The following is an 18591-nucleotide window of genomic DNA, read 5'->3' as shown; positions in this document are numbered from 1 at the left end:
GAGGTGGTTTCTTTGTCGATTCTAACGGGGGATGTAAGCCCCTCTTCGTCTCACCATCCGAATCGGGTTGGCCCCGAGCGGGACGGAAGGCAATAATCCCCAACATGCGCAAGCAGCTGAGCTTCCTCTTTACCTATGGCACCGGCCGGTCCGGTCGCCATGGGTCATCGTGATGCTCGCTTGAGCCGCTGACTTCCCAGAGCGCCCCGGTCCGACAGGACCGGGGCGCTCTGGCGTTCGTCCGGTCCTGCGGGCCCCACCCACAGGAGATGAAGACCATGACCACGATCACCACCACCCCCGAGCAGCTGATCGCCGACTCCCGGACCCGCATCGACGCCATCGACGACCGGATCATCGGACTGATCCAGGAGCGGATGGCCGTCTCGACGGTGATCCAGGAGGCCCGGATCGAATCCGGCGGGCGGCGGGTGCACCTGTCGCGCGAGATGGAGGTGCTGTCGCACTGGAGCGACGCCCTCGGGAAGCCCGGCACAGCCCTCGCCATGACGCTGCTGGAGCTGTGCCGGGGCCGGGTGTGACGCCTGTTCGTCACTCGTCCGGACCGTGACGGCCCCCGGGGGTCTTCGTTGGTGAGGTTGTCCGTGCCAGCCAGGTGCGGGACCGCAACACCACGCGTGGCTCCGCTGGAGCGATGAGACGGGCGCCCCGTGGAGCGCGCGTCGTGGGACCTCGCTCCTTCGCGTGACCGGACGGCAGGGGACAGCAGCCCGGTCACCCCAAAAAGGACGGCCGGCCCGGGGGACGCCCCGGACCGGCCGTTCTTTTTCTCCGACCCCGGTGTTACGGGATCACGCGCGCCCGGCGGCCCGGCGGCGGAACGCCAGGACCAGCGCGCCGCCGGCGGCGACGAGCACCGCGCCGGCGATCAGGAGCGGGCCGGGGGTGCTGCCGGTGCTGGCGAGGCCGCCGTTCGGCTTGGCGCCCGCGGTCGTGGCGGGCGTGGGCGACGGGGTCGCGGAGGCCGTGGGCGACGGGCTGCCGGTGGTCGTCGGGCCCGGGGTCGGCGTGGTGCCGGCGTCCTTGGCGTTGATCACGACGGCGGCCTTGTTGTTGGCGTGGTTCGGGTCGAACCGGTGCGCCTGGGTGCCCTCGGGCGTCCACTGGCCGACCGTGACGGAGCCGGTGGCGTCCGCGACGACCTTCTCGATCTTCAGCTCGAACGGGTAGGAGATCTTCTGCTTCTCGCCCACGACGTGGGTGGTCCCGCAGAAGTAGCGCGGGGCGCCCAGCTTCTCCTCGCGGTGGCTGCCGTCGGCGTTGACCGCGTGGCACTGGTCCGGGACCTTCGTGGCCTTCGCACCCTGCGGGATCACGATGTCCGTGCGGGCGACGTCCTCACCCGAGCGCAGGTAGGCGACCCAGGCCGGGCCCTTGTTCTCGAAGCCGAAGTCGGCCTTCACCGTCTCGCCGGCCTTGCCCTTGAGGGACACGGCGCCCGCCACGAAGTCGGCGCCGTTCTTGGTCTGGAAGTCGAACTCGTGCATGTTGTTCCGCGGGTCGATCTCCGCGGACTTCAGCCCGGCGGCCTTGGGCGCCTGCTTCGTGACGGTCAGCTTCTTGCCCGTGCCGGGCTTGGTCAGCTTCTGCGCGGTCTGCGGCTGGTCGCCGGCCGCGTGGACCGCGTAGGTCATCCCGTCGATGAAGGCGTGCGGGGCGGCCTTGAGGGTCAGCGCGCCGCCCTTCACCTCGTAGACGGTGCCGGGCTCGTACTCGCCGTCGAGGATGCAGACCGCGGTGGACCAGCCCGCGTTCCACGGCTGCCCCCTGTCGCCGAGGTCGCTGTAGGAGCAGTTGTCGTAGCGCTCGACCAGCCCGATGCCGTGCGTGGTCCGGATTTCGAGCGCGACGCCGTTGACGGACTCCGTGCCCTCGTTGCCGAAGACGATCGGCAGCGGCTGCGTCTCGCCCGGGACCAGCTTGGCCTTGAGCGGGGCCTCCTCCAGGACCAGGTCGGGGCCGCCGACCTTGACCTTGGTGGTGGCCGGCTTGAAGGTGGCGCCCTCGGCGGTGCCGGTCATCGTCAGGTCGACGGCCTTGCCGATCTCGCTGTCCTTGGCGGCGGTGAGGTCCAGGGTCGCGACACCGCTGCCGTGGGTCCAGATCGACCAGTCCTTGCAGGTCACCTTCGCCGCTTCGAGGGTGCAGCCGAAGGAGCGCTCCGTGTTGAGCGCGACGTCGGCGACTCCCTTGAGCACGCTCAGGTCGATGGTGTAGGTGCTCGGCTTGTCGAAGACCTTCCCGGTCTCGTTCTCAACGCGGAACTCGACCGAGGTCTTCTGGGGCTTCCCGCTCTGCCCGGGGTGGGGGCGCAGGCCGATCTCCGCCGGGCTGGTGAGCGTGAAGACGGGATCCGCGGCGTTCGCGGGGGTGGCGGCCAGGCCCACGGCCACGAGGCCGGTCGCCGCCAGCAGGGAGATGCGCTTTCTCATGCTCCCCTTGACCGCCGTACCGGTCAGGCGGTTGCCCGCTTCACCACGTGACGGACGCCACAGCCCGGCATGGCCGGTTCCGGTACAACCATCCGCACTGACCACCTGTCACTCATGTACCGCGGCCGGTACCGCGCTCGGAGGGGGAGCGCGGTACCGGCCCGGCCGGTTTCAGGGTGCCCGGCTCAGCTGTCGCGCTTCGGCGGCACCTCGGGGACCGCGAGGAACGGCAGCCGCAGCGCGCCGAAGGCCTCCTTCGGCACCGCCGGGCGGACCGGTTCCACCGCCGCGAGGCGTACGTAGGCCGCGCCCTGTGCGGGGCGCGGGTCCTGCTCGCCGTTGTTCGGCCAGTACGACATCGCCCGCTCCGCCTGCGCCGTGATCGTCAGCGACGGGTTGACCCCCAGGTTCGCCGAGACGGCTGCGCCGTCCACCACGGAGATGCCCGGGTGTCCGTAGAGCCGGTGGTACGGGTCGACCACGCCCTCCTCGGGCGAGGCTCCGATCGGGCAGCCGCCGAGGAAGTGCGCGGTCAGCGGGGTCCCCATCAGCTCGCCGACGTTGCTGCCAGGGAAGCCGTTGATCTCCTCGGCGAGCAGGGTCGCCGCCTGCGTGGCCTCCTCGATCTGCACCGGGTTGGGGGCTCCGTGGCCCTGGCGGGCGGTGAGCAGGCCCTTTCCGATGCCGCCGGGCTTGCGGTAGGTCGTCAGGGAGTTGTCCAGCGACTGCATGACCAGGCCGATGATGGTCCGCTCCGACCAGCGCCGGTTGGACAGCGAGCGCAGCAGCTGCACCGGGTGCTTGGCGGTGCGCGCGAGCCAGGCCCGGACGCGGTGCTTGTCGTAGGGCACTTGGAGGACGGTCATGAACCCCATGGCGTTGGAGCCCTTGCCGTAGCGGACGGGCTCGATGTGCGTGTCGGCGTTGGGGTGCACGGAGGAGGTGATCGCGACGCCGCGGGTGAAGTCGGCCCGCTGCCCCGCGCCGTGGCGCCTGCGGTAGCGGCGGTCGTCGGTCTGGGCGCCGACCAGTCCTTCCGAGTTGGTACGGGTCAGGTCTCCGAGCCGCTCCGAGAGGTGCGGGAGCTCGCCGCGGTCCTTCATCGTGTGCAGCAGGGTCTGCGTGCCGTACGTGCCCGCGGCGACGACGACGTAGCGGGCGCGGAGCACCTTCACGCGGTCCTTGACGCCCCTGCGGCGCTGGTCGGTGGGGACGGTGCGGACCCGGTAGCCGCCCTCGGGGTGGTCGGAGAGCGCGGTGACCGTGGTCATGGGGTGGATGACGGCGCCGGCGCGCTCGGCGAGGTGCAGGTAGTTCTCGTTCAGGGTGTTCTTCGCGCCGTGCCGGCATCCGGTCATGCACTCGCCGCATTCGGTGCAGGCCTTGCGGGCGGGGCCGGCGCCGCCGAAGTAGGGGTCGGCGACCTCGTCCCCGGGCCGGACCTTCGGCTGCCCCTCGGCGTCGTCCCCGTCTCCGAAGAAGACGCCGACCGGCGCCATGTGGAAGGAGTCCCCGACGCCCATCTTCTCGGCGGCCGCCTTGAGGTGGACGTCGGAGGAGGTCATCGTCGGATTGAGCCGGACGCCCAGCATCCGCTTGGCCTGGTCGTAGTACGGGGCGAGTTCCTCGTGCCAGTCGGTGATGGAGGCCCACTGGCGGTCCTCGAAGAAGGCCGTGGGCGGCACGTAGAGGGTGTTGGCGTAGTTGAGCGAGCCGCCGCCGACGCCGGCGCCCGCGAGCACCATCACGTTGCCGAGCAGGTGGATGCGCTGGATCCCGTACAGCCCGAGGGCCGGGGCCCACAGGTAGTTGCGCAGGTCCCAGCTGTTCTTCGGCAGGCCGGCGCGGGTGAAGCGGCGCCCTGCCTCCAGGACGCCGACCCGGTACCCCTTCTCACTGAGGCGCAGTGCCGAGACCGACCCCCCGAAGCCCGATCCGATGACGATGACGTCGTAGTCGTACGACACTGCTGTGCCTCCCTAGCGGAGTCGGAGAGCCTTCATGACCTTGAGGCTGCGGGTCATGAACGCCGCGTACTTCTCGTCGTCCATGCCCAGCGAGGGCGCCATCGGCAGCAGCCGCTGGTGGGCGACGGTCTGGGCCTCGGTGTACTTGAGGATGCCCTCGGAGCCGTGCCGGCGGCCGAGGCCGGAGTCCTTCATGCCGCCCATGGGCGCCTGGGCGCTGCCGTAGGCGGGGGCGTAGCCCTCGTTGATGTTGACGGTGCCGGTGCGCAGCCGGGCGGCGACCGCGTGGCCGCGGCGGGAGTCCTTGGTCCAGACGCTGGAGTTGAGGCCGTAGGCGGTGGCGTTGGCCTCGGCGATGGCCTGGTCCTCGTCGGTGAAGCGGTAGATGGAGACGACCGGGCCGAAGGTCTCCTCGCCGCAGACGGCCATGGGCGCCTCGACGCCGTCGAGGATGGTGGGCTCGTAGAAGAGGGGGCCGATGTCGGGGCGGGCGGTGCCGCCGGCCACGAGGGTGGCGCCCTTGGCGACGGCCTCGTCCACGTGCCGCGTCACGGTCTCCAGCTGGCGCTCGCCGACCAGGGAGCCCATGTCGGCGCCGTAGGCGAGGGAGGCGCCGAGCCGCATGGCCTTGGTGCGGGCGGCGAACCGCTCGACGAAGGCGTCGGCGATCGAGGCGTGGACGTAGAGCCGCTCGATGGAGATGCACAGCTGGCCGGCGGAGGAGAAGCAGGCGCGGACGGCGCCGGCGGCGGCCTTCTCGATGTCGGCGTCGTGCAGCACGAGCATGGCGTTCTTGCCGCCGAGTTCGAGGGAGACCCCGACGAGGCGGTCGGCGGCGCCCCGGGCGACCTCGCGGCCGGTACGGGTGGAGCCGGTGAAGGAGACGTAGTCCGCGTGCCGGACCACCTCGGGGCCGACGACGGGGCCCTCGCCGAGGACGATCTGGAAGACCTCGGCAGGCAGTCCGGCCTCGATGAGCAGGTCGCGGGCCCACAGGGCGGTGAGCGCGGTCTCGGTGTCGGGCTTCATGACCAGCGCGTTGCCGGCCACGAAGGCGGGCAGGGCGTCGCCGACCGACAGCTCCAGGGGGTAGTTCCAGGGGGCGATCTGGCCGACGACCCCGCGGGGCTGGCGCAGTTCGGTGACCTTGGTGAGGGTGGGCATGGCGCCGGTGTGGCCCTTGGGGCGCAGGTAGGCGGGGGCCTTGCGGCCGTAGTGGCGGGCGGCGACGGCGACCGCCTGGACCTCTTCGTGGGCGTGCAGGCGGGCCTTGCCGGTCTCCAGCTGGATGAGGTCGAGCACCTCGGCCTGGCGGTCCAGCACCAGGTCGTGGAAGCGCAGCAGCACCGCGGCGCGCTTGCGCGCGGGGACGGCGGCCCAGGCGCCCTGGGCGGCGCGGGCCCGCTCGAAGGCCTCGGCAACGTCCTCACGGGTGGCCTCAGGGAGCTCCGCGAGCCGGTCCCCACTGAAGGGGGTGTGGTTGGCGGTGCGGCCGGAGCCGATCACTCCGCGGGTCAGCCGGGCGACCAGGTCGGGGGTGACCACGTCGGCGGCGGTCCGCGCGCCGGCCGGGGCGGGGGCGACCGGGTTGGTGGGCTGCGGTGCGGTCCGGAGGGGGGCGGCGGGGGCCTGCGAGTCCGTCATGCCCGCGAGCGTATTGCTCCCGCGGACCTTTGGGTACCCGTGGGTAACCGGATTTTGGGATTTCCGCCAGTGATTGCTGGCGGAATGCCGCATCAGTGCTTCGCGGCGGGCGGCTCCCAGCCGCTGAGCAGGACGTCGAACTGCTGCTGGGTCGCGGCCCAGTCGGCGGCGGGGCTCGACATGTAGATCGCGTACTCGGTGCCGTCCGGGGCGATGTACATCTGCTCCCTCGCCCGGCGCGGACCGGGGTGGTTCTGCTTCTCGGTCCACGAGAAGTCCCAGAGCGCGGCGCGGACGGTGTCCCGGAAGGTGTTCTGGTTCAGCAGCTGCTTCTTGTAGTCCGTCCTTTTCTTCACCTGCTTCTCCAGGTCGACCAGGTGCATGTACGGGTTCTCGTAGTCCGGGGTGGCATCGACGGCGATCCGGATCAGGTGTTTCCCGCTGTCCGGGGTGTAGTCGATCTGGTTGCCGTTGGTCTCGCGCGTCCAGCCGTTCGGCACGAACAGGGTGAAGCCGGCGATGGGGTCCACGACCTTGTCGTAGCCGGCCGGCGCGGCCGCCGCCCGCGGCTTCCCGTCGTCGCCCGACTGCCCGCCCGTCGCACTCGCGACCTTGTCGTCCGCCCCCGGGTCCCCGGTGTACTTGAGGACCGCGAACACACCTCCGCCGCCGAGCAGCGCCGCCACCAGCGCCACCACCGCGGCGCGCTTGAGCCAGCCGCCGCCCTGGTCGGCAGGCTCGGTCCCGTGCCCGTGCCCGGGAGCGGACGCGGACACCGTCCCGGACGCGGGCGACTCCGGCAGCGCGGCCGTCGGTGCGCTGTCCCCCCGCGGGGCCGGCTCCTCCGGCGGCTGCTGTGCCGGTGCGAGCTCCTCCGGAGTCACCGCGCGCGTGGGCACGTACGCCTGCGCCGCCTTCGGTGCGCGGCCCTCCATGGCCTCGAGCAGCATCCGCTCGGCCTCCTCGGCCGAGGGGCGCTCCGCCGGGTCCTTGCGCAGCAGGGCCGTGATGACCGGTCCCAGCGGCCCGGACTGGCGCAGCGCCGGCGGCTCGTCGTTGACCACGGCCTGGAGGCTGGAGATCGGCGACGTGCGGCGGAACGGCGAGCGGGCCTCGACCGCCGTGTAGAGGGTGGCGCCCAGCGACCACAGGTCCGAGGCGGTGCCGGGGGTCGCGCCGGTGACCCGCTCGGGGGCCAGGTAGTCGATGGAGCCGACGATCTCGCCGGTGCGCGTGATGGAGGAGTCGCCCTCGATCGCGGCGATCCCGAAGTCCGTGAGCAGTACGCGGCCGTCCTTGGCCAGCAGCACGTTGCCCGGCTTCACGTCCCGGTGCAGTACGCCGACCGCGTGCGCGGCGCGCAGCGCGCCCAGCACGTGCAGGCCGATCCGGGCCGCCTCGCGGGGCTCGATCCGGCCGGACGCCTTGGCCGCGTCCGCGAGAGAGGGGCCGTCGATGTACTCCATGACGATCCAGGGCCGGTCGTCGTGTTCCAGCACGTCGTGGACGGTGACGACCGCCGGATGCTGGATCCGGGCCGCGGCCCGGGCCTCCTTCTGCGTACGGGCGTGCATGACGTCCCGGTCGGCCTGGGCGACGTACAGACCCGCCGTCAGTTCCTTGACGGCGACGGTCCTGTGGAGCAGCTCGTCATGCGCGCGCCACACCTTGCCCATGCCGCCGCGGCCGATGGGCTCGACGAGCCGGTACCGGCCCGCGAGCACGGTGCCCCCACCTGTCTGCTGTTCCACGAAATCCCGCCGCTCTCCACACTTCAGGCCGCCAGATTACGGAGCCCACGGGTGCTGCCGGAACCGAGCGGGCCCCGAATGGCAGCACTGTGACGCAATCGCCGTACTGATCAGTCGTCAGTACGGTCTCATCCCCCGGACTTGTAACTCGCCGTGGCCTTCTCGAAGACCTCGGTGACCTTGCCCTGTTCGCCCTCCGGGCCCGTGACCATGACGACGTGGTAGCTGCCGGCGAGCGCGACGACGAAGTTGCGGGCGACGACGTTGCGGCCGGTGCCGTCGATCCACGTGTAGCGGCCGGTGGCGCGGAGTTGCTGGCCGACCTTGGTGGTCTTCACGTCGCTGACGGAGGACCAGGTGGAGGTGCGGTACGGGGCCAGTTCCTGCTCCTTGTCCTTCTGGTACGCCGCCGGGTCGGGATTGCCCTCGACCTTGTCCCGGCCGGGGACGACGGTCAGCACGAACTGCCCGCTGACGAAGCGCACCTGACCGGCCTCGTTCACGCTCCGCCGCTCCCAGCCGTCGGGGACCGCGATCTCGAAGTGCTCCGGGTCCTGCTGGGCCGTGTAGCCGGGCGGGGCCGGGGCCTGCGGGGTTGCCGCGGTCGCCGGCGCGGTCGTCTGGGGCGCCGGCCTGGACTCGGGGGTTCCCGTGGGCACCTGGGAGGGGCCCTGGCTCTGCTTCGGCGCGGACGGCGCGGTGTTCGCCGGCTTCTGGGCGCCCTGTTCGCCCGCCCGGGGCATGAACAGCATCGCGTACGCCACGGCCCCGGCGAGCAGCACGAGGATGCCGACGAGCAGCGTCCGGCCGAGGGCGCGGGGCGCGCGGGCCTTGCGGGGGGCGGCGGGATTGCGGTGCCGGCCGTGCAGTTCGCCGCGGCGGCGTACGACGGGCAGGCGCGCGGGATCCGGCTCCGCCATCGGGAGCATGGCGAACCCGGCGCCGGCGTCCGGCTCGGGGGCCGACCGTACGAGCGAGCGCAGCCAGCCCCGCAGCTCCTCGAAGTCGGGGCGCTCGGTGGGGTCCTGGCGCAGCAGCGACTCCACGACCGGGCGCAGCGCGCCGCACTCCTCCGCGAAGGCGGGCGGCTCGGCGCAGACCAGCTCGACGAGCTCGGCCGCGCTGTCCTCGGGGTACGGGGCGTGCCCCTGCACGGCGCGGAACAGCAGCGCGCCGAGCGCCCAGAGGTCGGTGGCGGGGCCGACGGGAGCCGCCAGCTGCCACGGCCCGGACACGCTCCGGGCCTGCTCGGGGGCCCACCGCTCGGTGACGGCCCCGACCACGGCCATCCGGGTCTGCCGCGCCCGCTCGGCGTCCAGCCCGCTCCGGGGCCCACCCGCCTGCGGCTGCGCGTACCCGGGGCGAAGACCCCCCGAACCTGCCTGCGTCGGGCCATGGCCGCCCTGCTGAGCGGGCACCCGGCCGGCACCGCCGTACCCGTGACCCCCCGGCCCTGGCTCCGACGCGGGCCGCGGCCCGCCGGCCTCCCCCGGCCCGTAACCCCGCGGCGCGGGCGGCCGCGGAGCCGCGCCGTACCCGGGGCCGGGCCCCTGCGGCGCGCCGCCGCCTGCGGACCGCGGCTGCGCCGGGGCGGGGGCATCGGCCTGCTGGAACCCCTGCGGCAACGCGAGCCGCGCGGGCAACCCGGTCCGCCCCGCATCCCCCTGCGACCACCCGGACCCCTGCGGCGCCTGCCCGGCCCCCGCCTGCGGCCGGACGGGCTGCGCGGGCTCACCGGTCCGCCCTTCGTCACCCTGCGACCACCCGGACCGCTGCTGCGCCTGCCCGGGCCCGGCCTGCGGCCCGACCGGCTGCGCGGGCAACCCGGTCCGCCCGGGGGCGCCCTGCGGCCAGGTGGACTGCTGCGGCTCCGCCTCGGGCTGCGGCTGCGGGGTGCCGGCCGGCGGGAGGGCCTGGCGGCGCGGGGTGGCGCCGTGCCAGGCGGCGGCGGACCGCGGGCCGCCGTACGGGTACGAGTACCCCTCCGGGAGGTTCGACCCCTCGGGCCTCGGCTCCGGCTCCGGCGCGGGGCCCCGCTCGGCCTCGGCGGCCTGGCGCTGCTCGGTGACCCGGGCGGCGGCCGCCCGGGATCCGGCCCGGTACGCGGCGATGACCCCGGCCCGTGCCGCGGCCTGGGGGTCCGGCCGGTCCTCCGCACGCTCCGGGGTGATGTGATCGGTGTACCGCGGCCCGGTGTCGTACCCGGGAGCCACCAGCGGCGCATACCGCGGCTCCTCCGCGGGCGCCGCGGCCCCGGAAGCCACACCCGGCACCGCCCCGGAGGGACCGCCAGGGGCACCACCCCACGCATCACCACGCTGTTCCACGCCACCCGCGACCGCACTCACACCCGCCGCACCGCCGGAGGCACCGGCGTCGCCGCCCGGGGACCACTCCGCATCGCCGGAGGCCGCGGCCGGGACGGGGTCGTACCCGCACAGCGCCTCCTCCGCCGCGCCCGCGGCCAGGCCCGTCAGGACCACGCGGCCGTCCTCGCACACCAGGACCGTCCGCACGGTGATGTTCCGGTGCGTCCACCCGTGCGCGTGCAGCACCCGCAGCGCGGTCAGTACGTCCGACGCCACCTCCGCCGCCCGGTACGGGCTCAGCGGCTCATCGGCGATCAGCGCGGCCAGCGGCCTGGCCGGGACCAGTTCGCTCACTATCCACAGCGACCCGTCCTCCGCGAACACGTCGAAGACCTGGTCCAGCCGGGGGTGGTCGGGGATCGCGGCCGCCGCCTGCGCCGCCTCGATCGCGCGCCGCACCGCCGGCAGCTCACCCGCCGGGAGCTCCTCCGGCGACGGCCCGTCCATCAGCTCGGCGTCCACGACCTCCGGCAACGGCACCTGCCGTACGAGGACTTCCTGCCCGCTGCGCGTGTCAAAGGCCCGGGTCTCGACGAGTTCGTACTCGGCGTAGTCCGGCGGCGGCACCGGCAGGCGGTAGCGGTGGGCCAGGATCCGGCCTGCGTACTCCTCCACATCGCCTCCCCCGAGTGCGCCGGGTCCCCCGTGGCCCCGCTGACACGATACGTCGCCGGGGCCGCCCGCGTCCCGAGGTCAGCCGAGCGGCTGGAAGGTCTCGAACGCCGTGTTGCGCATCTGCGTGCACTCCGCGCCGTCCCACTGGTCGGCCGCGCAGCTGATCATGATGGCGTAGCCGTGCGTCGCGTCCATCTTGAACCCGCGGTCGAGCACGCGGACCCTGATGCCGTCCTGCTCCCGCTCGAACTCCCAGTCCGCGACGGTCGGGTAGTTCCGGTAGTTGACCAGGTTGATCCCGATCAGGCTGTAGCCCCTGCTGCTGCCCGCCACGCTCGGGGCCAGCTCCAGCCAGGCCTTGCGCGCGTCGTTGCGGGGGCTGTTGTTGTAGTCGACCTGGATGCGGGGGAAGCCGCCGTCACGGCTGTATATCGCGCCGGACTTCTCGCCCGCTATGCCCGTCTGGTGGAAGCCGGCGGGCATGGCCATCGAGAAGTGGAACCCCGGGTCCGTCACCGTGGCGTACCCCGGCGGGAGTCCGCCGCCCGATCCGCCGGGCGATGCGCCCTGGCCCTGGCTGGTGATGCCCGGCTCGCCGGCCTTCGGGGAGGCGGGGGCGGAGCTCTGGGGCGTGTTCGGCGAGGCGTTCTGCGGGGTGCTCTTCCCGTTCCCGCCCGTGCCCGGCGTCGGGTTGGCGGATACGCCCGGAGTGGCCTTGCCGCCGTTCTTGCCCTGCTCCTTGGTGCCGTTCTCGTCGTCGCCGCCGACCGCGTAGGCGATCAGCGAACCGATCGCCGCCAGCACGACCAGCACGGCGGCCACCGCCATCACCATCGTGCGGCGCGGCAGCACGTCGGTGAGCGGGGCGGCGACGGGCGCGGGCCTGGTGGAGGCCGGGGCTTCGGCCGCCGAGGCGGTCTGCACGGCCGCGGCGGCAGCGGCGGCCGCGGCCGCTTCCTTGCGGGCCGTCTTCAGCGCGGCACGGGCGCGTTCGCGCTGCTCGCGCTCCCGGCGCTCGCGCTCCTTCTTCGCCGCCTTCTCGGCCGCCTTCTCCGCCTTCTCGGCGGCTGCCTTCTCCGCCGCCTCCTGTGCGTCGGCCAGCGATATCTGCCGGGTCTCCTCCGCGTTCGGCGCCACGACCGGCGCCTCGACGGGCTCGGGCGCGTTGACGACGGCGGTGAGCATGGCCCGCGCGCGGTCGTCGTCGAGGCGCCGCGCGGGGTCCTTGACCAGCAGGCCGTAGATGACGTCGGTCAACGGGCCCGCGTTCTTGGGCGGGTCCACCGGCTCGGTCATCACGGCGGTGAGGGTGGCGAGCGCGGATCCCTTGTCGTACGGGGGCACGCCCTCGACGGACGCGTACAGCAGGCCGCCGAGCGACCACATGTCCGCGGGCGGGCCCGGCTTCTGGCCGCGGGCGCGCTCGGGGGAGATGTAGGAGGGGGCGCCGACGAGCATGCCGGTGGAGGTGACGGAGGGGTCGCCCTCCACCTGCGCGATGCCGAAGTCGGTCAGGACGACGCGGCCGTTGGCGGCGATGAGCACGTTGGACGGCTTGACGTCGCGGTGCAGGATGCCCTGCCCGTGGGCGGCGCGGAGCACGTCGAGCACCGCGAGGCCGACCTCGGCGGCGCGACGGGGGGTCAGCGGGCCGTTCTCCCGTACGAATTCGGCGAGCGAGGGCCCCTCGATGAGCTCCATGACGATCCACGGCCGGCCGTCTTCGTCGACGACGTCGTAGACGGTGACGGCACCGCCGCTGCGGATCCGGGCGATGGCCTTGGCCTCGCGGAGGGTGCGGGTGATGAGGCGGCGCTTCTCGTCTTCGTCGACGCCGGTGTTGAAGCGGAGTTCCTTGACGGCGACGGTCCGGCCCAGGGTCTCGTCCTGGGCGCGCCAGACGGTGCCCATGCCGCCCTTGCCGAGCACGGCACCGAGCCGGTACCGCCCGGCCAGCAGCCGCCCTTCGTCCTCCCCGGTCGCCGCGGCCTTGGCGGCCGCCGCCTTGACGGCCGCCGCCATGGCATCGGCCTTCTCGACGACGGGGTTGACCGTTTCGCCCACCGGGGGCGCCGCCTTCGCGGGCGCGCCCTCGCCGGGGCCGGCCGCGGCTCCAGCGGCCTTGCCCAGCTTCACCTTGGCGGCGGGAACGGACCCGGCCTCGGCGAGGCCCACCTTCCCGCCCGCGGCAGCCGCAGGCCTCGCATCCGCAGGCTCCGCCGCCGGCGCGCCCTTGTCCGGGCCGGGCTCAGCAGCCGACTTGGCACCCGCGGGAGCCGCAGGCGCCCCACTGGACGCGGCCTTCGCACCGTCAGCAGGCTTCGCATCCTCGGGTTCCGCGCCCGGCGCGGGAGCGTCCTCCGGCTCGGCCCCGGCTTTCAGGCCCGCCGCAGGCGTCCCGGCACCCTCGGGCAACGCCGCAGGCGCCCCGGCAGGCGAACCCGCCGACGCGGCCGGAGCCGCAGCCCCCTCATCGTCGGGCTTCGCCGCAGGCGTCCCGGTCCCGTGCTCCGGCTTCGACATGCGTCCCCTCTGCGTTCCTGCAGCCTGCCCCGACTGCCCCGGAAGCCGCCGGGGTCCGTCGTAACCCGCCCCGGCAGAAACCTCATTCTTCCTCACTCCGCAACGGACGGGCGCCCCGGGTCCGCGGTTCCCCCTTCCGCATCGCGGAGTTACAACGGAACGATGTCGGGCGCCCCGAGCCGCGCCGCGTCCGCCGTCTGGTCGTCCGGCTGGCGCTGCGATTCCCGCTCCGCCTGGACCCGCTTCTCGTAGTGCTCCACTTCCTTCTCGATCTGCTGCTTGTCCCACCCCAGCACCGGCGCCATCAACTCCGCGCACTCCCGCGCCGACCGCGTCCCGCGGTCGAAGGTCTCGATCGAGATCCGGGTCCGCCGGGTCAGTACGTCGTCCAGGTGCCGCGCCCCCTCGTGCGAGGCTGCGTACACGATCTCCGCGCGCAGGTAGTCCTCCGCGCCGGCCACCGGATCCGCCAGCCCCGGGTCGGCGGCGATCAGGTCGAGGAGTTCCTCGGTCAGCGACCCGTACCGGTTCAACAGGTGCTCGATCCGCACCACATGGAGTCCCGCCCGGGCCGCGATCCGCGCCCGCGCGTTCCACAGCGCGTGGTACCCCTCGGCCCCCACCAGCGGCACGTCCTCCGTGACGCACTCCGCGACCCGCTGGTCCAGCCCGTGCACCGCCTCGTCGACGGCGTCCTTGGCCATCACCCGGTACGTCGTGTACTTGCCGCCGGCGACCACCACCAGCCCCGGCACCGGGTGGGCCACCGTGTGCTCGCGCGAGAGCTTGCTCGTCGCGTCCGACTCCCCGGCCAGCAGCGGCCGCAGGCCCGCGTACACGCCCTGGACGTCGTCCCGCGTCAGCGGGACCGCCAGCACCGAGTTGACGTGCTCCAGCAGGTAGTCGATGTCCGCGCTGGACGCCGCCGGGTGCGCCTTGTCGAGGTCCCAGTCGGTGTCCGTGGTCCCGATGATCCAGTGCCGGCCCCACGGGATGACGAACAGCACGGACTTCTCGGTCCGCAGGATCAGCCCGGTGCTCGAATGGATCCGGTCCTTCGGCACGACCAGGTGGATGCCCTTCGAGGCCCGCACGTGGAACTGCCCGCGCTCCCCGATCAGCGCCTGGGTGTCGTCCGTCCACACGCCCGTCGCGTTCACCACCTGCTTCGCGCGGACCTCGTACTCGCCCCCGCCCTCCACATCCCGCACCCGCGCGCCGACCACCCGTTCGCCCTCGCGCAGGAAGCCGACCACCCTCGCCCGGTTGGCGCAGTGCGCCCCGTACGCCGCGGCCGTGCGCACCAGCGTGGCGACGTACCGCGCGTCGTCCATCTGGGCGTCGTAGTACTGCAGGGCCCCCACCAGCGCGTCCTTGCGCAGCGCCGGTGCCACCCGCAGGGCCCGCTTGCGCGAGAGGTGCCGGTGCACGGGCAGGCCGCGCCCGTGGCCGCTGGAGACGGACATGGCGTCGTACAGCGCGACGCCCGAGCCCGCGTAGAACCGCTCCCAGCCCTTGTGCTGCAAGGGGTACAGGAACGGCACCGGCTTCACCAGGTGCGGGGCGAGGCGCCCCAGCAGCAGGCCGCGCTCCTTCAGCGCCTCGCGGACGAGGGCGAAGTCGAGCATCTCCAGGTACCGCAGGCCGCCGTGGATCAGCTTGCTGGAGCGGCTGGACGTGCCTGAGGCCCAGTCGCGGGCTTCCACCAGGCCGGTCGACAGGCCCCGGGTCACGGCGTCGAGCGCGGTGCCTGCGCCGACCACGCCCGCGCCGACGACCAGGACGTCCAGTTCCCGTTCGGCCATCCGGGCGAGGGCCTCGGCGCGCTGCACCGGCCCCAGTGTCGCTGTCCTCACGGCTGCCTCCCGTTGGTGCGGTGTTCCCGCGTCATGCGGACGTGCCCGCGCAGTGCGGGTGATCCCGCTCACATCCCCGTTTTCACGATTCTGACCGGCCGCACCCACATCAGCCACCGCCTGTGGACAACACACGGCGACCTTCACCCCGGAATGCGACATATCTGTCATATATACGCCTAGTCTGACATTGCGCCAGCTCCTGCGTGGCCTTTCCGTCCACCGGCCCCCGGCGCACATCCCCCTCGTGTCAGGGAAGGGACGGCACCCCCATGCCCGCAGACCTCGCCGTCATCGGACTCGGCCACCTCGGCCTCCCCCTCGCCCAGGCGGCCGTCGCCGCCGGAATCGAGACGGTCGGCTACGACAGCGGTCCGGTCACGGACTCCACCCTCACCGCCGCCGAGATCCGCCGCATGTCGGCGGCGGGCTTCCGGGTCACCACCAACCCCGCCGAGCTCGGCCGGGTCCGCACCGCCGTCATCTGCGCCCCCACGCACCTCGGCGCAGACCGCGCCCTCGACCTCTCGGCCGTCGGCGAGGCCGGCCGCGCGCTCGCCGCCCGCCTGCGCCCGCATACGACGGTCATCCTCGAATCCGCCGTCCACCCGGGCGTCACCGAGGAATACCTCCGCCCCATCCTCGAAGCGGGCTCCGGACTCCGGGCCGGCCGGGACTTCCACCTGGCCTACTCCCCCAGCCGCCTGGACCCGGGGAACCGGACCCACACCATCTCCAACACCCCGAAGGTGATCGGCGGCCTCACCCCCGCCTGCACCGAGTCCGCGCACGCCTTCTACGCCCGCCTCGCCGAGAAGGTGGTCCGCGCCCGCGGTCTGCGCGAAGCGGAGACGGTCCAGCTGCTCGAAACGAACTACCGGCACGTCAACATCGCCCTCATGAACGAGATGGCGGTCCTCTGCCACGACCTGGGCGTCGACCTGTGGGACGTCATCCGGTGCGCCGAGACCAAGCCGTACGGCTTCCAGGCGTTCCGCCCCGGACCCGGCGTCGGCGGCCACGGCGTCCCCCTCGACCCCAATTACCTCCCCCACACCACCCGCACCCCCGGCCACCCCCTGCGCATGGTCGGCCTGGCGCAGGAGATCAACAACCGGATGCCGCAGTACGTCATCCAGCGCTCCGCCACCCTGCTCAACGAGCACGGCAAGTCCGCGCGCGGCGCCCGCGTCCTCCTCCTGGGCGTCACCTACAAGCCCGACCTCGCCGACCAGGAGGGCTCCCCGGCCCGCGAGATCGCCGGCCGCCTCCTCGACCTGGGTGCGCTGATCAGCTACCACGACCCGTATGTCGCGGGCTGGCGGGTGCGGGACCAGCCGGTCCCCCGGGCCGAATCGTTGTACGAGGCGGCCGCCAACGCCGACCTGACGATCCTGCTGCAGCACCACCGCACGTACGACCTGCAAGGCCTCGCGGTGAAGGCCCAGTTGCTGCTGGACACCCGCGGCGCCAGCCCCGCGGGCGCGGCCCACCGGCTCTGAACCCGTCGAAAATTCCCCCTCACGGACGTCATGGGCTGCTGCTAGCCTGCGGCGTCACTTCCTTATCTCGCACATACGTCCCCCAGGACACGTGTGCCCACGATTCCCTGGGGGGGATCTCTCATGAGCCAGAACTTCCAGCCTCCGGCGCCCGACTCCTTCACCGAGGCGCCCGCCGCCCCGGCCGCGCGCCCCGGCAACATCGGCCTCGGCATCGCCGCGGCCGCTGTGACCGCGCTTGCCGCGGGCGCGGCATACGGCGGCCTCATGGGTGCCATCGAGTACCAGATCGGCTACGCAGCGGCCGCTGTCGGACTCCTCGTCGGCCTCGTCGCCGTCCGCCTCGGCGGCCGCAACCCGATCCTCCCCGTCATCAGCGCCCTGCTGACGCTCGGCGGCGTCTACTTCGGCTACCTCCTCGCCGCGGCGATCTACGTCTCCAAGCACGAAGCGATCCCGATTGCCGAGCTGTTCACCAGCGAGCTCGCCAACCTGAACCAGTACTACATCGACAACTTCGACCCGATCTCGGTCCTGTTCTACGGTTTCGGCGCATACGCGGCGTTCCAGACCGCCCGCAAGGCCGGCAGCTGACGCAGCGGCCCCGCACACGCCGGAGGGCCGGCACCCCACACGGGGTGCCGGCCCTCCGGCGTACGTACGGAAGAACGGTCAGCGGCTGTGCTGCGAGTCCGCGACCGTGACCTCGACCCGCTGGAACTCCTTGAGCTCGCTGTAGCCGGTCGTGGCCATCGAGCGGCGCAGCGCGCCGAAGATGTTCATCGAGCCGTCCGGGGTGTGCGACGGGCCGGTGAGGATCTCCTCGGTGGTGCCGACCGTGCCGAGGTTGACCTTCTTGCCGCGCGGCACGTCCTCGTGGACGGCCTCCATGCCCCAGTGGTTGCCCCGGCCGGGCGCGTCGGTGGCGCGGGCCAGCGGGGAGCCCATCATCACGGCGTCGGCGCCGCAGGCCACGGCCTTCGGGATGTCGCCCGACCAGCCCACGCCGCCGTCGGCGATGACGTGCACGTAGCGGCCGCCGGACTCGTCCATGTAGTCGCGGCGGGCCGCGGCCACGTCCGCGACGGCGGTGGCCATCGGGACCTGGATGCCGAGCACGTTGCGCGTGGTGTGCGCGGCGCCGCCGCCGAAGCCGACCAGGACGCCCGCGGCGCCGGTGCGCATCAGGTGCAGGGCCGCCGTGTAGGTGGCGCAGCCGCCCACGATGACGGGGACGTCGAGCTCGTAGATGAACTGCTTCAGGTTCAGCGGCTCGGCGGCGCCCGAGACGTGCTCGGCGGACACCGTGGTGCCGCGGATCACGAAGATGTCCACGCCGGCGTCGACGACCGCCTTGGAGAACTCGGCGGTGCGCTGCGGGGAGAGCGCGGCGGCGGTGACGACGCCCGAGTCGCGCACCTCCTTGATGCGCTGCCGGATCAGGTCCGCCTGGATCGGGGCGGCGTAGATCTCCTGGAGGCGGCGCGTGGCGGTGGCCTCGTCCAGCTCCGCGATCTCGTCGAGCAGCGGCTGCGGGTCCTCGTACCGGGTCCACAGGCCTTCGAGGTTCAGCACGCCGAGGCCGCCGAGCTCGCCGATGCGGATCGCGGTCTGCGGGGAGACGACCGAGTCCATGGGGGCGGCCAGGAAGGGGAGCTCGAAGCGGTACGCGTCGATCTGCCAGGCGATCGAGACCTCCTTCGGGTCCCGGGTACGCCGGCTCGGGACGATGGCGATGTCGTCGAACGCGTACGCCCTGCGGCCGCGCTTGCCGCGCCCGATCTCGATCTCAGTCACGTGTGGTGGCCTTTCCTCTGGGTCTGCCCGTCCAGTATCCCCGAACCCCGGAGAGCCGCGTTCCCGTGACCGCTGTACGGACGTACCGCCTGGCACGGCGAAGGGGCGGGCCCG

At 73.0% G+C, this 18591-nt stretch carries 11 protein-coding genes; 3 read left to right on the top strand and 8 right to left on the bottom strand.

Annotation, left to right across the window (positions count from 1 at the left end; all coding sequences use genetic code 11):
* The first annotated feature begins 269 nt into the window (after nucleotides 1-269).
* Entirely contained in the window at nucleotides 270-542 is a 273-nt protein-coding gene (locus tag AB0O21_RS19950) for a chorismate mutase (protein WP_365172455.1), read from the top strand.
* 270 nt (nucleotides 543-812) lie between these two features.
* Here AB0O21_RS19950 and AB0O21_RS19945 read toward each other — a convergent pair whose 3' ends face one another.
* The 7 genes from AB0O21_RS19945 to AB0O21_RS19915 form a co-directional block, all read right to left on the bottom strand.
* On the bottom strand, nucleotides 813-2453 hold the full coding sequence (locus AB0O21_RS19945; protein ID WP_365172454.1) for a peptidase: 1641 nt from the start codon (nucleotides 2451-2453) through the stop codon (nucleotides 813-815).
* Between the two features lie 185 nt (nucleotides 2454-2638).
* Complete coding sequence (locus AB0O21_RS19940) at nucleotides 2639-4420, bottom strand: GMC family oxidoreductase (RefSeq protein ID WP_365172453.1); 1782 nt, start codon at nucleotides 4418-4420, stop codon at nucleotides 2639-2641.
* A gap of 12 nt (nucleotides 4421-4432) precedes the next feature.
* Nucleotides 4433-6064 (bottom strand): succinic semialdehyde dehydrogenase, encoded by a 1632-nt coding sequence (locus tag AB0O21_RS19935; protein WP_365172452.1) that lies wholly within the window; start codon nucleotides 6062-6064, stop codon nucleotides 4433-4435.
* Between the two features lie 92 nt (nucleotides 6065-6156).
* Nucleotides 6157-7815, bottom strand: a complete 1659-nt coding sequence (locus tag AB0O21_RS19930) for a protein kinase (protein ID WP_365172451.1) — start codon at nucleotides 7813-7815, stop codon at nucleotides 6157-6159.
* 128 nt (nucleotides 7816-7943) lie between these two features.
* Nucleotides 7944-10799, bottom strand: coding sequence for a protein kinase (locus AB0O21_RS19925; RefSeq protein ID WP_365172450.1), 2856 nt, complete (start codon nucleotides 10797-10799; stop codon nucleotides 7944-7946).
* Nucleotides 10800-10877: 78 nt separating this feature from the next.
* Nucleotides 10878-12821 carry a serine/threonine-protein kinase gene (locus tag AB0O21_RS19920; RefSeq protein WP_365172555.1) on the bottom strand — a complete coding sequence of 648 codons (1944 nt, stop codon included), beginning with the start codon at nucleotides 12819-12821 and terminating at the stop codon, nucleotides 10878-10880.
* A 650-nt stretch (nucleotides 12822-13471) separates the two neighbouring features.
* A complete protein-coding gene (locus AB0O21_RS19915) occupies nucleotides 13472-15178 on the bottom strand; it encodes a glycerol-3-phosphate dehydrogenase/oxidase (RefSeq protein ID WP_365172449.1) in 1707 nt (568 codons plus the stop codon).
* A 272-nt stretch (nucleotides 15179-15450) separates the two neighbouring features.
* Here AB0O21_RS19915 and AB0O21_RS19910 point away from each other — a divergent pair, with 272 nt between their 5' ends.
* Complete coding sequence (locus AB0O21_RS19910; protein ID WP_365172448.1) at nucleotides 15451-16680, top strand: nucleotide sugar dehydrogenase; 1230 nt, start codon at nucleotides 15451-15453, stop codon at nucleotides 16678-16680.
* A gap of 123 nt (nucleotides 16681-16803) precedes the next feature.
* Nucleotides 16804-17274 (top strand): hypothetical protein, encoded by a 471-nt coding sequence (locus AB0O21_RS19905; protein ID WP_365172447.1) that lies wholly within the window; start codon nucleotides 16804-16806, stop codon nucleotides 17272-17274.
* A 78-nt stretch (nucleotides 17275-17352) separates the two neighbouring features.
* Here AB0O21_RS19905 and AB0O21_RS19900 read toward each other — a convergent pair whose 3' ends face one another.
* A complete protein-coding gene (locus AB0O21_RS19900; RefSeq protein ID WP_365172446.1) occupies nucleotides 17353-18477 on the bottom strand; it encodes a GuaB3 family IMP dehydrogenase-related protein in 1125 nt (374 codons plus the stop codon).
* Nucleotides 18478-18591: the final 114 nt, after the last annotated feature.

Origin of the sequence: Streptomyces sp. NPDC091371 (assembly GCF_040684275.1) — a bacterium.
GTDB lineage: Bacteria > Actinomycetota > Actinomycetes > Streptomycetales > Streptomycetaceae > Streptomyces.
This window is presented reverse-complemented; position numbering and strand designations above follow the sequence as displayed.